Annotated in this window: 14 protein-coding genes; 5 read left to right on the top strand and 9 right to left on the bottom strand. The window is 53.0% G+C overall.

Annotation, left to right across the window (positions count from 1 at the left end):
* Positions 1–7: 7 nt before the first annotated feature.
* The gene (locus ACG1BZ_RS16940; RefSeq protein WP_413662850.1) at positions 8–2,308 is read right to left on the bottom strand and encodes a transporter substrate-binding domain-containing protein; all 2,301 of its coding nucleotides are present in this window, start codon (positions 2,306–2,308) and stop codon (positions 8–10) included.
* Positions 2,309–2,381: 73 nt separating this feature from the next.
* Positions 2,382–3,734 carry an exodeoxyribonuclease VII large subunit gene (gene xseA, locus ACG1BZ_RS16935; RefSeq protein WP_413662849.1) on the bottom strand — a complete coding sequence of 451 codons (1,353 nt, stop codon included), beginning with the start codon at positions 3,732–3,734 and terminating at the stop codon, positions 2,382–2,384.
* 174 nt (positions 3,735–3,908) lie between these two features.
* Here xseA and guaB point away from each other — a divergent pair, with 174 nt between their 5' ends.
* Positions 3,909–5,396, top strand: a complete 1,488-nt coding sequence (gene guaB / locus ACG1BZ_RS16930) for an IMP dehydrogenase (RefSeq protein ID WP_282933710.1) — start codon at positions 3,909–3,911, stop codon at positions 5,394–5,396.
* Positions 5,397–5,496: 100 nt separating this feature from the next.
* Positions 5,497–7,074, top strand: coding sequence for a glutamine-hydrolyzing GMP synthase (gene guaA, locus ACG1BZ_RS16925; RefSeq protein WP_413662848.1), 1,578 nt, complete (start codon positions 5,497–5,499; stop codon positions 7,072–7,074).
* 356 nt (positions 7,075–7,430) lie between these two features.
* Here guaA and rlmB read toward each other — a convergent pair whose 3' ends face one another.
* The 7 genes from rlmB to ACG1BZ_RS16890 all read right to left on the bottom strand — a co-directional run bounded on the left by rlmB (position 7,431) and on the right by ACG1BZ_RS16890 (position 12,352).
* A complete protein-coding gene (gene rlmB / locus ACG1BZ_RS16920; RefSeq protein WP_413662847.1) occupies positions 7,431–8,213 on the bottom strand; it encodes a 23S rRNA (guanosine(2251)-2'-O)-methyltransferase RlmB in 783 nt (260 codons plus the stop codon).
* The gene (locus ACG1BZ_RS16915; protein WP_413662846.1) at positions 8,210–9,079 is read right to left on the bottom strand and encodes a Rossmann-like and DUF2520 domain-containing protein; all 870 of its coding nucleotides are present in this window, start codon (positions 9,077–9,079) and stop codon (positions 8,210–8,212) included. The genes rlmB and ACG1BZ_RS16915 overlap by 4 nt, the downstream gene beginning before the upstream one ends.
* Positions 9,079–9,837 carry a pyridoxine 5'-phosphate synthase gene (locus ACG1BZ_RS16910; protein ID WP_413662845.1) on the bottom strand — a complete coding sequence of 253 codons (759 nt, stop codon included), beginning with the start codon at positions 9,835–9,837 and terminating at the stop codon, positions 9,079–9,081. Before ACG1BZ_RS16910 ends, ACG1BZ_RS16915 begins: the two co-directional genes overlap by 1 nt.
* A 3-nt stretch (positions 9,838–9,840) precedes the next feature.
* Complete coding sequence (locus tag ACG1BZ_RS16905) at positions 9,841–10,434, bottom strand: peptidylprolyl isomerase (RefSeq protein WP_413662844.1); 594 nt, start codon at positions 10,432–10,434, stop codon at positions 9,841–9,843.
* Positions 10,435–10,587: 153 nt separating this feature from the next.
* Positions 10,588–11,268 (bottom strand): TIGR04211 family SH3 domain-containing protein, encoded by a 681-nt coding sequence (locus tag ACG1BZ_RS16900; RefSeq protein WP_413662843.1) that lies wholly within the window; start codon positions 11,266–11,268, stop codon positions 10,588–10,590.
* Between the two features lie 30 nt (positions 11,269–11,298).
* Entirely contained in the window at positions 11,299–11,598 is a 300-nt protein-coding gene (locus ACG1BZ_RS16895) for a YciI family protein (protein ID WP_108734042.1), read from the bottom strand.
* A gap of 34 nt (positions 11,599–11,632) precedes the next feature.
* Positions 11,633–12,352 carry a VC0807 family protein gene (locus ACG1BZ_RS16890; protein ID WP_282933704.1) on the bottom strand — a complete coding sequence of 240 codons (720 nt, stop codon included), beginning with the start codon at positions 12,350–12,352 and terminating at the stop codon, positions 11,633–11,635.
* On the opposite strand from ACG1BZ_RS16890, the gene ACG1BZ_RS16885 reads away from it, so the two are divergent.
* The 3 genes from ACG1BZ_RS16885 (at position 12,330) to ACG1BZ_RS16875 (ending at position 14,221) form a co-directional block, all read left to right on the top strand.
* The gene (locus tag ACG1BZ_RS16885; RefSeq protein WP_413662842.1) at positions 12,330–12,473 is read left to right on the top strand and encodes a hypothetical protein; all 144 of its coding nucleotides are present in this window, start codon (positions 12,330–12,332) and stop codon (positions 12,471–12,473) included. The two genes, ACG1BZ_RS16890 and ACG1BZ_RS16885, sit on opposite strands and share 23 nt — an antisense overlap.
* Positions 12,474–12,548: 75 nt before the next feature.
* Positions 12,549–13,505 (top strand): PHP domain-containing protein, encoded by a 957-nt coding sequence (locus ACG1BZ_RS16880; RefSeq protein WP_413662841.1) that lies wholly within the window; start codon positions 12,549–12,551, stop codon positions 13,503–13,505.
* 92 nt (positions 13,506–13,597) lie between these two features.
* On the top strand, positions 13,598–14,221 hold the full coding sequence (locus ACG1BZ_RS16875; RefSeq protein ID WP_282933701.1) for an L-threonylcarbamoyladenylate synthase: 624 nt from the start codon (positions 13,598–13,600) through the stop codon (positions 14,219–14,221).
* The last annotated feature ends 15 nt before the right edge of the window (positions 14,222–14,236 follow it).

The raw sequence follows: 14,236 nt of genomic DNA, 5'->3' as shown, positions 1-14,236 counted from the left end.
TGGCTGCCTAGGGCGAGGAGTAAGTGGGCATCCGCTGGATAACGCCCTCAGGCACATCCCCGGGTTCACAATAGATTTTGCCAGGCAGGCGCTGTAGAGGAGGGCGGACTGTCACATCATCGCTCATCATTTCCACATAGGCTTTGTATAGATTGCTGATATTGCGTACATACTGCACCGGCTCGGAGCCTCTCACATAGCCGTATCTAGCCCGTTTAAAGTACTGGGGCTGGGCCAGTTTCAGCATGGCGACTTCCACATTGTCGAACCACACATTGGGATCCAGTCCCAATTCTTTAGCCAGCCGTTGGGCATCGAGTAAGTGGCCGTATCCTGCATTGTAGGAAGCGAGAGTAAACCAGAGTTTATTTACGGTTGGCAAAGCGGGATTAAAGCGATCTCGCACCCAATCCATATATTTTACCCCCGCTTTAATACCTCTTTCAGGTTCGAACAGCGGCGGAGGAAATCCCATTTCCTCGGCTGTGGCAGGCATTACCTGCATCAATCCCTGCGCGCCAACTGGAGATACGGCTTTAGGGTTGAAATTGCTCTCCTGCCACATTTGCGCGACGATCATGCGCCAATCAAAATCGTATTTAAAGGCGGATTCCTTCACCAGCTCATCGTAAGGAGAGAGGTTTTCTCCCGGTATTACCCGGGAACTTACTCGCTGGGTAAATCGTTTGTTCGGCTCAAAATAAGCCTGGTATTGTTTTTGATATTGGCTCGTTTTTCTGTAATTTTTCAAAAACTTATTCAAGTTCTGTAGCAGGTGCCAATTTTGTCTTAATACCATCCAGCCCTGTGGACGCGGGTCACCGATCAGGGTTCCGAGTACCAGTTGTGGCTGAACGGATGCCTCAATCTTGGCTCGACCGGAGTGGGATATGGTCGCATCTACCAGCCCGTCGGCGATTAATGAGAAGATTTGTGACTGGGAAATATCTGGCGGCGCCACACGGATATCGACATCGATACCTGCTTCTTTCAGTGTTTCAGCGGTTTCAATAAATGATGAATAGGCGCGTAGAGTTAATTTACGGCCATTAAGATCCTGAATCTGGGTAATAGGGGGGCTGCCTTTACCACTGACGATCTGGTCTGTGGATTCGACATAGGGCTTGGTGAATACCATGCCCTGGTCTTCACGGGCACTGGTAATATTGAGTTCAGCCCCGGCAAAGTCACCGCGACCAGCCCTTAACCAGTCGGCAAGGTCTTCTTCGTAGGGGACAACAATAACCTGGAGTTGGAGTTTGTGCTTATTGGCAAAAGCCTGGGCCAGGTCGTAGTCAAACCCCATTAATACACCTTTCCATAAGAAATAGGTTGTCGGCCCATTGTAAGTGAGTAGCCTGATTACCCCCGATTTTTTAATACCCTTCCAATCGGTAATACGTTCTTCCTGGGACTTAACCAGGTTGCGGGTCAAAAAATTATCGAGAGTGGTATGTAGGCGTTTGGAGTCTTTGCGTACGCCCCAGGCAATATTTTGCACTTCAGATACATCTGCACCAATCCGCATGTCATCGCGGTAATTGCGCAAATCCTGGGCTGAAAAATCCTCCAAAATAGCAACCCGGTTCTTCTGGCCATTGATGATATCCAGCAGGGTATCTCGGTTACCGTTAATATCAATTTCTCGAATAGTTAGGTTTGAGTTTGGATTTTCGGCAACAAGTTGCTCTGCAGTTTCTTTAATAGAGGAGCCGGCAGGGATAATAAATTCCAGATCCTTTAATTTGCTCGCATCTGAAATATCTGGACCTTCAGGACCGGTGACGAGTACTAACCGCGAATGGCGAAGAGGAACCGTGAAGTCAATAATTTCTTCACGGGCGTCAGTGACAGTCAGGTTATAGGCGATTACATCTGCCTGGCCATCGATCAGCATTTGCACTGCATCATCGGGCGTTTCAGCTTTTATCCACTTGGGTTCCAGCTTTAACTGTTTGGCCAGTTTGTTGGCAAGTTCGAAGTGACGGAGACTCACCACATCGTCACGAGGTAACAGGTCTTCGGAAGCACCGGTTAAATTAACGAACCGAATTGTGCCGTGTTTTCTTATGTCCCTAAGGTCACCGGTTTCGATGTAGTTGACTTGCTGTTCTTTAGCGGGGGTTACTTCAGGCAGTTGCCCTGATCGCTTGTCGGCATCCTGCGCTTCGGCAGCTGACATGGTGACTGATTCAGCTACTCCAGAATCACGATCTGGTTCCGTGCAGGCCGCAAGGGCAAGCAGTAGTACTGAAAGTAGTATCAAGGTCCACTGGTTGAGGTGGATAGCAGTAGATTCACTATCCATATATTGCTCCGAAGGCACTATACCTCAACCATTATAGTGTCGCTTAATTTGCGCTCTTTAATTGTTAAAGAAATCAGTTTTCGATGGTTTTAACTTCTGCAGTGAAGTTCCCTTTGGCCAGCTTAATATGGACTTGCTGGTCGGTATCCAGTTCTGAACTATCGCGAATTGCGCGATTTTCTGAATCCAGAACAATGGCGTAGCCTCGCTGCAATACTGCCAGGGGACTGATGTTTTGTAGTAATTGGGCTCCGTGGGATAGTTTGTCACTGCCGCGCTGTAATATCAGTTGCATCGCACGCTCCAGGTTTCCCTTGAGTTGAATTAACTGCTTTCGACTATTGTCGAGTCGGCGTGTCGGTAGGTTGTGGGCAAAAGCTCTGGAGGCGGAATCCAATTGGGATTTGCGACTTTGGATTTGCTGTTGGCAAGCTGCTACCAGGCGCATCTCCAAATGATCCAGTCGTTGGGCCTGGTTGAGGAGCTGCTCCTTGGGGTGGCGCAAACGGTTGCGTCGCAATTGAACCTGTTGAGATAAATGTTTCAGTTGGTTGACCATGGCGCGGTTCAATCTGCGCTGGATGTGCTCAAGCCGTTGTGAAATTTCTGCAGCATTGGCGCTGGCTATTTCCGCCGCGGCAGAGGGGGTGGGGGCGCGCAGGTCTGCGGCTAAATCTGCAATAGTCGTATCGGTTTCGTGGCCGACTGCAGAAATAGTGGGAATAGGGCTTGCGGCCAGTGCGCGGGCGACAATTTCTTCATTAAAAGACCACAGGTCTTCCAGGGAGCCTCCGCCGCGACCGACAATTAATAAATCGTGGCGACCACTGCGGCCCGCTTTTTCAATCGCTGCCGCGATTTGCTGAGCGGCACCCTGACCTTGAACGGCTACGGGCCAGATTTCAATTTGTGCAGAAGGGTGTCTCCTGCCCAATACGTGAATCATATCCCGTATTGCCGCGCCTGTCGGCGAAGTGACAATGCCGATATTGGTTGGCAAAAACGGAAGAGAGCGTTTTCTGCTTGTTTCGAACAGGCCCTCAGCATTCAGTTTTGCTTTGAGCTGTTCCAGCTGGCGCATCAGGGCGCCAAAGCCGGCCTCCTCCATATGCTCAACGATTAACTGAAATTCTCCGCGCCCTTCGTACAGGCTCACCCTGGCCCGGATTAAAACCTCGCGACCATTTTGCGGCCGAAAGGCGACACTGCGATTGCGACCGCGAAACATGGCGCAGCGCACCTGGGCCCGCGCATCTTTAAGGCTAAAATACCAGTGCCCGGAGCTGGGTATGGAAAAATTGGAAACCTCTCCACTGATCCATAGAAGGGGTACACTGCTTTCCAGAAGATGTTTAACTTCCCGATTCAGGTCACTGACCGACAGCACGCTGCGCTTTGCATTTTGACTAGGGGGAATTGTCTGCATCGGTGAATCTCGTCGGGCGTATTGGGCGGAGCAATATTGCAGTATCGCCCTTATAGGTAAAGAGCTTTACTGTACAAATCCGTTTTTCTGCAAATTGATGTTTGCGCTTTGGGCTCGTAGAGGTATAATCGCGCCGATACCCAATCCCGCCTATTCGAGGTTTGAGTGTCAACAATGTCTGAATCCAATCTGCGCATCGCGCGCGAAGCCCTCACTTTTGACGACGTCCTACTTGTGCCCGGATATTCCGAGGTCACGGCCAAGGATGTGAGTTTAAAAACCCAACTCTCCCGCAACATTACCCTGAACATCCCCATTGTGTCCGCTGCTATGGATACAGTGACGGAAGCTCGCCTGGCCATTGCGTTGGCCCAGGAAGGGGGTATCGGCATTATTCACAAGAGTATGTCGATAGAAGAGCAAGCTCTTGCCGTTCGCGCGGTGAAGAAGTTTGAAGCCGGTGTTGTAAAAGACCCTATTACTATTGAGTCCGATGCCACTGTGCGCGAGTTGATCGCGCTGACCAGTCACCACAATATTTCCGGTGTACCGGTAATGGATCGTGGCGATTTGGTAGGTATCGTTACCAGCCGCGACGTTCGCTTCTTAACTGATCTCGACGTCAGTGTCGCCAGCATCATGACGCCGAAAGAGCGTCTGGTGACGGCCCACGAAGATGCGAGCCCCGACGAAGTACGCGAACTGCTGCATAAGCACCGTATCGAAAAGGTACTGGTGGTTAACGACAACTTTGAGTTGCGCGGCCTGATCACTGTTAAAGACTTTAACAAAGCAGAGCAGTACCCGAACTCCTGTAAGGATTCTGACGGTCGCCTGCGTGTGGGCGCGTCTGTGGGCACCAGCCCGGACACCGATGATCGCGTAGCCGCATTGGTAGAAGCCGGCGTTGATGTGCTGGTAGTAGATACCGCCCACGGCCACTCCCGCAACGTGATTGAGCGCGTGCGCCGCATTAAGGAAATGCACCCCCAGGTGGATGTGATCGGTGGCAACATCGCTACGGCTGACGCAGCGCGTGCACTGGTTGAGGCCGGTGCGGATGCGGTTAAAGTGGGTATTGGCCCCGGTTCTATCTGCACCACCCGTATCGTAACGGGTATCGGCGTACCCCAGGTGACGGCAATTGCAGAGGTTGCCACAGCCCTTAAAGAATTTGGTGTGCCCATGATCGCCGACGGTGGTATCCGTTACTCCGGCGATATCTCCAAGGCAATTGTTGCCGGCGCCTCATCTGTCATGATGGGTTCCATGTTCGCCGGTACCGAAGAGGCGCCGGGCGAAGTTGAGCTCTATCAGGGCCGCACTTACAAGTCCTATCGTGGGATGGGCTCTCTCGGTGCTATGTCTCGCACCCAGGGTTCTTCCGATCGCTATTTCCAGGATGCGAGCAAGGGCGCTGAAAAACTGGTACCGGAAGGTATCGAAGGTCGAGTGCCTTATAAAGGCCCGCTGTCAGCCATTGTTCACCAGATGATGGGTGGTTTGCGTTCAGCCATGGGTTACACCGGCAGTGTCGATATTGAGACCATGCGCACTCGTCCTGAGTTTGTACGGGTCACGGCAGCGGGTATGGGTGAGTCCCATGTCCACGACGTTCAAATTACCAAAGAAGCCCCCAACTACCCGGTGGGCCGACGCTAAGCCTTCGACCTTCTCCAGGTGAAAAAATTTAGACGGAACAAGCAGCAAACGGACCTTTAAGGTCCGTTTGCCGTTATTTAATCCAGTTATCGAGTAAGTCATGAGCCAAGATATCCATTCCAGCCGAATACTCATTCTCGACTTCGGGTCCCAGTACACACAATTGATTGCCCGCCGTGTCCGCGAGCTGGGCGTATTTTCTGAAATTCGCGCTTTCGATATGACCGAAGAGGAAATTCGTGAGTATCAGCCCAAGGGCATTATTCTCGCCGGCGGCCCCGAGTCGGTACCGGAAGAGGGCTCCCCGCGCGCGCCGGAAGCGGTTTATAACCTGGGCGTGCCGGTACTGGGCATTTGCTATGGCATGCAGACCATGGCTCATCAGCTTGGAGGCACCGTACAGGGCAGCGATATTCGCGAATTTGGCTATGCCCAGGTAAAAGTTGAAGGCCAATCCAACCTGTTGAGCGATATCAAAGATCATATCGCTGGTGATGGCAGTTCCCTACTGGATGTTTGGATGAGCCACGGCGACAAGGTAGTGGCGATGCCAGAGGGCTTTGAGCTGCTGGCTTCCACCGATTCCTGCCCAATTGCCGGTATGTACAACGCTGAGAAGAATTTCTTCGGTGTACAGTTCCACCCGGAAGTGACTCATACCCTGCAAGGCATGCGTATTTATGAGCACTTTGTGATTGATATTTGCGGGTGTGAGAAACTCTGGACTCCCGCGAACATTATTGAAGACTCTATTGCTAAAGTCCGCGATCAGGTGGGCGAGGGCAAGGTGCTGCTCGGTTTATCCGGTGGTGTCGACAGCTCTGTGGTAGCCGCTTTGCTGCACAAGGCTATTGGCGATCAGCTGACCTGCGTATTTGTAGATAATGGTCTCCTGCGTAAAAACGAAGGCGACCAGGTAATGCAGATGTTCGCCGACAATATGGGCGTCCGCGTTATCCGTTCTGATGCGGAAGAGGATTTCCTTGGGCGCCTCCAAGGTGAAAAAGACCCTGAGGCCAAGCGCAAAATCATTGGTAATACCTTTATTGAAATTTTTGATCGCGAAGCTTCCAAGTTACAGGACGTGAAATTCCTGGCTCAGGGCACTATTTACCCAGACGTTATTGAGTCTGCCGCCGCAAAAACCGGCAAGGCACATGTGATTAAGTCTCACCACAATGTGGGCGGCTTACCGGAGGATATGCAGTTTGAGCTGGTAGAGCCCCTGCGTGAACTGTTCAAAGACGAGGTTCGTAAGATCGGTCTGGAGCTGGGCCTGCCTTACGACATGGTTTACCGTCACCCCTTCCCGGGGCCGGGTCTGGGCGTGCGGATTCTCGGTGAGGTAAAGCGGGAATATGCCGATATTCTGAGAGAGGCGGATGCGATCTTTATCGAGGAGCTGCACAACGCCGATTGGTATCACAAAACCAGCCAGGCCTTTGCCGTATTCCTTCCGGTAAAATCTGTGGGTGTTGTCGGTGATGGCCGTCGATATGAATACGTGGTTGCTCTTCGCGCGGTAGAGACTGTGGACTTTATGACAGCGCGCTGGGCGCATCTCCCCTATGAGCTGATTGAGAAGGTCTCCAACCGTATTATCAATGAGATAGAGCAGATCTCTCGTGTGGTCTACGACGTTTCCAGCAAGCCTCCCGCGACAATTGAGTGGGAGTAACTGCAGAATCGAGAGGGGGTGCTTAGCACCCCTTTCTTTTTTTGTTTTGGGCTTCGCGTCTCATTTTCCACAGCGGCCCCTTCTCTCTATTCGATCTTTAATTGGTACGGATTGTCGCTAAACGCTTAGCTAAGTTTTCTCTAACTCGTTGATTTTTTGAGCGTTTCCCGGGTTGTTTATTTTTTCTTCATATTGTCACAAAGACCAAATGGCGGGCCTTTGCGGCCTACTACTCTAAGTTAGTCACAGAGATATCCACAGAATCTGTGGGTAGTGGATAATCCTGGTTAGATTGGGATTGAACTCGTGGGATAAGTTGAGGGAGTGGGAGGCGGGCACCTCCCACAGGGGCGGAGTTAGATTTCTCGACGGAAGCTAATTAGTGCGGCCGTGACCGCCACATTCAAGCTTTCCACATCGTTTTGCATGGGGATACGCACCAGTTCATTGCACTGAGCTGCGACGGCATCGCTAACACCGTGGGTTTCATTGCCCAGCACAAAAATTGTGGAGACGTTACTGGAGACCTCTTTCAGGGTCGTCCGGGCGTGGGATGACAGCCCGCAAACCTGAGCCCCCGCTTCGCGGAACTCCCCCAGGGTGGCTGCCAATTTGTCACAGCGCAAAACCCGGGTTTTAAACAGGGTGCCTGTGCTGGCTTTGATAACGAGGGGGTCTATCTGTGCACAGCCTTTCTTTGGCAGGATGACTCCATCAATGCCGCCGGCACAGGCTGAGCGAATAATCATGCCCAGGTTTTGAGGGTTGGTTATGCCATCCAGGGCCAGAAGTTCATAGGTGTTTTTGTGCTCTGGGGCTGCAACCTTCTGTAAAAAGTCCTCCGCTCTGCCGTAGTGCGGCAGGGCCAGGTCGAGGGCTACACCTTGGTCCTGACGGGAATTCTTCGAAATCCGGGACAGGCCCTTGCGATCCCAGTAAGCAATTTCAATCTGACGCTCTTCGGCCAGGGTTTCCATTCGCTGGATTAGCTGGTCGCGCCGGTTGCTGCTGGCCAGATGTAATTTATGGACGGGTACAGATAAATCCTCGAGAGCCTCGAGCACAGGCTTGCGCCCATAAATTGTCAGGAGGCTATCGAAGAAGGCTTTTTTTTCCAGGTATTCGGAGGAGTCTTTCACCGCGTTGGCTCACTCAGCAGTTCGATCAATCTGGCTGCGCTCTCAGGTGAGAGCGAGCCGCGCCGCGCCAACTCTACACAGGCGAGGCCCAGATGGCGATAGCAAAGTGCCAGTTGGCTATCTACTGAAGCTAGGCTTTCCACCTGGGCGCCAACGGTTTCCACATCCCCCCTGGCAATGGGACCTGTCAGCGACCTCTCTGGTCCCAGCGTCAAATTGTTTTGCAGAGTCTGTGAAACAATCGGCGCCAGCAGGCGAAGAGCGCTGTCCCGCTCTATGCCGGCGGCTGCAAAGCTCTGTAAACTCAGGTCCATTAGGGTGGTGAGGTAGTTGGAGGCGATCACTGACCCAGCGTGGTACAGAGACTTGTTAAGGGGATCAATAGCCAGTGTTTCACAGCCAATGGCTGCAAAAGCCGCAGAAATAACCTCTACCGCATGACTATCCCCTTCGACAGCGACGCTGGTTTTGGCAAATGTTTGCAGCGAGGTTTCCGGTTCGGCAAAACTGTGGACCGGGTGGGCACTGGCAACCAGGGCGGGTCCCAAGGGGGCTAGTTCTTTAGAGCTGAGAGCGCCACTGCAGTGGAATATAATAGTGCGCTCATCGACCAGCCCGCTATCGGCAAGCCTCTGCGCAAATATAGCGATTTCACTATCGATACAACCAATCAGCCATAGGTCTGCTGACGGCATTGCTGAGAGGGAATCGACAGCATTGCCTGCACCGATAAATCGACAGGCATTTTGTCCACTCTCGAGACTGCGGTTATAAATTGACTGCACCCCAAATACACCGCTCTCCTGCCACAGCCGCCCCAGGGTTTTACCAAGGCGACCTGCGCCAATAATATTGAGGCTTTGCATCAGCTACCAGCGAGGCAGTCGACGTAGGCGTTAACGGCATTCTCCAGGCCCATGCCGATAGCATCGACAGTAAAGGCGTGGCCAATGGAAACTTCCTGCAAGCCCGGTAATGTGCGATAGCGCGGTAGGTTAACCAGGTTGAGGTCATGGCCGGCATTAATTCCCAGCCCCAGCTGATGTGCGTGCTCGGCGGCGGCACAGTGGGCAGAGAAAATTGTTTCCAGCTCTGGGCTCTGTTTGGTTACGGCTTCGGCGTAGGGGCCTGTGTAGAGCTCAATACGGTCAGCGCCGACCTGTTTGGCCAGGCTGATCTGGTCCAGGTCTGGATCCATAAACAGGCTGACACGTATTCCGGCATTTCTAAGTTGATCAATTATCGGAACTAATCGATCGCCATCTTGCTTGAGGTCAAAGCCGTGATCAGACGTGAGCTGATCATTGGTGTCGGGAACCAAAGTGCACTGGTCCGGTTTGGTTTCCAAAACCAGTGGTATTAGGCCGGGGTAGTCCCCCAGGGGAGCGGCGAAGGGGTTGCCTTCAACGTTGAACTCTATGTTCTTGCGGCTGGCGCAGAGTTCTGTCAGGTCGCGCACGTCGCCGGGGCGAATATGTCGTTGGTCTGGACGGGGGTGTACGGTCAGACCCTGGGCTCCGGCGTCGAGGCAAGTGCGCCCGTGGGCGACCACATCGGGAAAGTTGCCTTCGCGGGAATTGCGAATTAAGGCGATTTTATTGAGGTTTACACTGAGAGCTATCACTGCTTATTCTCCCTTGCTGTGTTCAGCGACACTGTTGTTGCTGGAGGTAACTCGTTTTGCTGAAAGTATGCGGATTGGAATGTTGGGGGCCTCTGGGTGTTGGCGATAGAGGCCGCGGGGCTCCCGTTCGATTTTTTCTACGATATCCATACCCTCGATAACCTTGCCAAAAACCGCGTAGCCAGGCTTGTTCTCGCTGGCATTCAGGCGGGTGTTATCGACCAGGTTTATAAAAAACTGAGACGTGGCGCTATCGGGATTGTTGGTCCGTGCCATGGAGAGAGTGCCGCGCAGGTTTTGCAGTCCGTTAGCTGATTCATTGGCGATAGCGTCGCGAGTTTCTTTCTTCTGGAAGTCGAAAGTGAAGCCTCCAGCCTGGACGACAAATCCTGGCACAACGCGGTGAAAAATAATGCCATCGTAGAAGCCGCTATCGGTATAGGTGAGGAAATTCTCTACTGTGACAGGAGCTTTCTTGGGGAACAGCTCGACGCGAATAATGCCCAAGTCGGTCTTAAGCTCCACCTGAGGGTTTTGAGCAAATATTGGAAGACTGAACAGAGTACAAAAAAGAAAAGTGAGTAACTTACGCATCATCCGTGTCCTTTGAATGTCCGGGGTCAATCGGTTTGCTACTGTGTCAGCGTATGGATAAAGAGAAAGGATAAATATTTGGGTATCGCTGCCTGCGGGGTGCTTCTCAGCATTCCCGCAGTCGTATAGTAAGCGATTTTGGTTGTAGCGAGGGAATCAGTTGGCCCACTCGGAATTGCGTTTGCGCGGGCGCACATGGGGAGCAATCATCGCCAGAATAGCGCCTAATGCAACGGATAGGGCACCATACAATTGCCATTTGCGGGCATCGCTACCGGACAGGCGCTGAATTTCCGCTTCCGCCATGCTTTTTTCCTGTTTCAGCAACTCGTACTGATGCAGAAGCTTTTGATGGCGATCGTTGAGCGAAATTGCGTCGGCAGAAAGGGACTTCAGGCTCTTGAGTTCGGCGGCCAATTCCTGGCTCTGCTGCTGGGCAGAGGTCAGGGCGCTATTCAGTTCGCCGTTTTCTGTCTCCAGCCGGCGAACTTCTCCCCCCAGATTACCTTCCATTTTTTCAAAGCGGGCCAGGTTGGCTTCTGCGGTTGCCAGCTTTAGTTTTGCCACGGGCTCACTGACAAGGTATTGGCGTCTGATCCAGCCCTCAGTGCCGTTGGGGGTGCGCACTTTTGCCCAGCCGTCCGAGGCGGCATCTTCGAGCAGGGCCAGTTCGGTACCGCTGGCCAGGCCGCGGTGCAGAATCCGGAATTCATTGCCTTTGCCGGAGCGCATGGGCACGTGAAGTTGGTCGGTAATATAGCGGGTCTCCGCTGCAAGTACCGCTGGCGCTGAGTTCAACAGCGCTACAGCGAGTACACTGGACAGTAATTTCTTCATTGTGATGCAGCTTGTTAGTTAGAGTTTTTATCAGGGCAGTACAAGCTTGTAGGGCTTGACTGTAACCGATGCATAGACGCCTGCTTCGATATAGGGGTCACTGTCAGCCCAGGCTTTGGCCTCCTCCAAAGAGGGGAACTCAGCAATTACCAGACTGCCGGTAAAGCCGGCTTCACCGGGCTCTTCGCTGTCGATGCTGGGGTTTGGGCCGGCAGCCAGGAGACGACCTTCATCTTTGAGAAGGTTGAGTCGGGCCAAATGACCGGCGCGGGCTTTTTTGCGTAAAGGGAGACTATCGCTAACATCTTCACTGATGATTGCGTACCACATTGTTTTGAATGCTCTTGTTAGTTTTTTTAAGGTGTTATTGCGCGACCATCACTTCTTCCAGCTTCAACCCGGTCAGCTTGCCGATACGGGAGAACAGGAAAAAGAGAGCTCCCATCAGAATCAGGGTTGATGGGATCGCAATAACCAGATATCCATAGGCGGTCATTTCGCCCAGCTCGGTGTTGTAGGCCTCTGTGCCCGGCGGGCTGGTGACGATCATTTTGGCGAGAATGTAATTCAGCGCCGAGGAGAAAAAGAATGACCCGGCAACGATCCATGAAGTCTGGCGCAAAGTGCGGTCGAAGGCTGGCTGGTTACCATTGGCCTGTAATGACTCGGCGATCTTTGTCGTATTCAGAATTTGATCGTTGTACAGCAGGGTTTTGACCAGCGGCCAGCGGGTGTAAACGGATAGTGCCGTGGCAACACCCAGTAGGCCAGGGATTGCAGCTTCCTTAATCGCAATATACTGCGGGTCCAGCTTGAGCAAGCTGATGCCGCCAGTGAGCAGGATGCCAATAAACCCGAGGGCTGAGAAGAAATTGACCTTGCCCAGGCGCAGCAGGTCGCGAAGGCCATAGCCCAGCGGGAAGGCCAGGGCCACTATCAATGCCCAGGTTGGGCCCAACCAGTCATCCCCGGAAAGCTTGGTCAGTATCAATGTCGGAATAATGACATTGAAGGCAATATTGCTGAGAAACCCTTCCTTTTTAGGCTTCTCGGGAGATGTCGTGGTCGAATTCGTTTCGGTCATACTCAATTCCGGTGATAATGCCCGCTGGAAACTGACAGGGCTGATTGCCCGTTCAATTTCCCCGCTGACAAAACTACTGTCAGACTTCGGCCCTGGCGAGTCACCTGTGAGTGACTGCTAGTTCGGGCCTTATCCCTGAAAACGCCGAGTGCCGCATAGACAGCGCAATAGGGCGATTGTTCCTGAAAAGACGGATATGGCGATCTTTTTCATCGTCGAACTGAGTGAGAGCCTGTTGTTGAAGACCCTTTCAGCCGATTTGAATACAGACCTGGTAGATCTGCACTGCCACAGTACCGCGTCTGACGGTATTTTAAGTCCTGCGCAGCTGGTGTCGAGAGCGAAATCCCAAGGTGTGACGATGCTCGCCCTGACCGACCACGATACGGTGGATGGTGTGCCTGAGGCTCAACAGGAAGGTGACTGTTTGGGCGTAGATGTGGTGGCGGGGATTGAGTTCTCCAGTCTTTGGGGGCGTAGACCCGTACATATTGTAGGTCTGAACATCAATCCCGAATCGGGGCCTCTGCAAGAAGCCATTCAGCTGCGTGAGCAGTTGCGCGAGGAGCGGGCAGAGCGTATCGCGGAAAAGCTGGAAAAGCGTGGCTTTAGCGGTGCCTTGGAGGGTGGGCGCGCCCTGGCGGGCGACTCGGTACTGGGTAGACCCCATTTTGCACGATGGCTGGTGGAAGCTGGGCATATAGATGATACCGGTAAGGCGTTTAAGCGTTACCTGGGGGCTGGCAAAGTAGGAGATGTGAAAGTTGAGTGGCCCCAGTTGGGTGAGACCATCGCTACTATTCACAGTGCCGGCGGTTGTGCGGTATTGGCCCACCCGCTTAAGTACGGATTGACCCGCACCCAGTTATTGCGACTGCTGGGAGCTTTTCTTGAAAAAAATGGGGATGCGGTGGAGCTGCTGTGCGGTCGGCAAAACCCGACACAGACCCGAGAGTTAAAAAAATTGTTACTCTCGGCCGCGGAAGCGGCGGGCAAATCGATGCCATACTGCTCTCTTGGCAGTGATTTTCACCAGCCGGAGCAGCCCTGGCGTGAATTGGGTTGTGTCAGGTTGCCCGCAGACGTCGAGCCGGTGTGGAATCTGTGGCACACTCTGCACCGGGAACAGCGGGGTCACGTTTCGCTGCCCTAATTCTGGCTTGTGAATTGGGGGCCATCGTCCGGCTTTAAGCCTGGTGGATGGCAGTGAGGTATTTTCAATCGGTAAGGCTTTTGGGGGGCTTTGTGGCGCAGTTTTTTCAGATTCATCCGGATAATCCTCAAGGCCGCCTGATCACTCAGGCAGCAGAGATCGTCGCCCAAGGGGGCGTTATTGTTTTTCCCACCGATTCAGCTTACGCCATAGGCTGTCGACTGGGAGAGAAGCTGGCGGTTGAGCGCATTCGAGGAGTGCGCCAGCTGGACAAGCAGCACAACTTCACATTGATGTGCCGAGACCTATCGGAGCTGGCGACCTATGCCAAGGTCGACAACCAGATGTTTAGGCTGTTAAAGAATCATACGCCGGGTTCCTATACCTTTATTATGCCGGCGACCGCCGAAGTGCCGCGCAGGTTAATTCATCCGAAGCGCAAGACCATCGGTATTCGCGTGCCGGATAATCCCATCGCCCTGGCCCTGATTGAAGAATTGGGTGAGCCGTTGATGAGCTGTAGCCTGATTATGCCCGGCGAAGAACAACCCCTAACCGAACCTTACGATATCCGCGATACCCTGGAGCACCAGGTGGAGTTGGTTATCGATGGCGGTTTCTGCGGGTTGGAGCCCACCACCGTGATCGACCTGACGGGTGATGAGCCCCAACTGATTCGTCAGGGATGTGGGGCAACTGACGAAATACTCGGCTGAAAGCTGCGGCGCCGT

It is taken from the genome of Microbulbifer sp. CNSA002 (genome assembly GCF_047324085.1).
In the GTDB taxonomy this organism is placed as follows: domain Bacteria; phylum Pseudomonadota; class Gammaproteobacteria; order Pseudomonadales; family Cellvibrionaceae; genus Microbulbifer.
The sequence above is the reverse complement of the archived record's forward strand: the minus strand, read 5'-3'. Positions and strand labels throughout refer to the sequence as shown.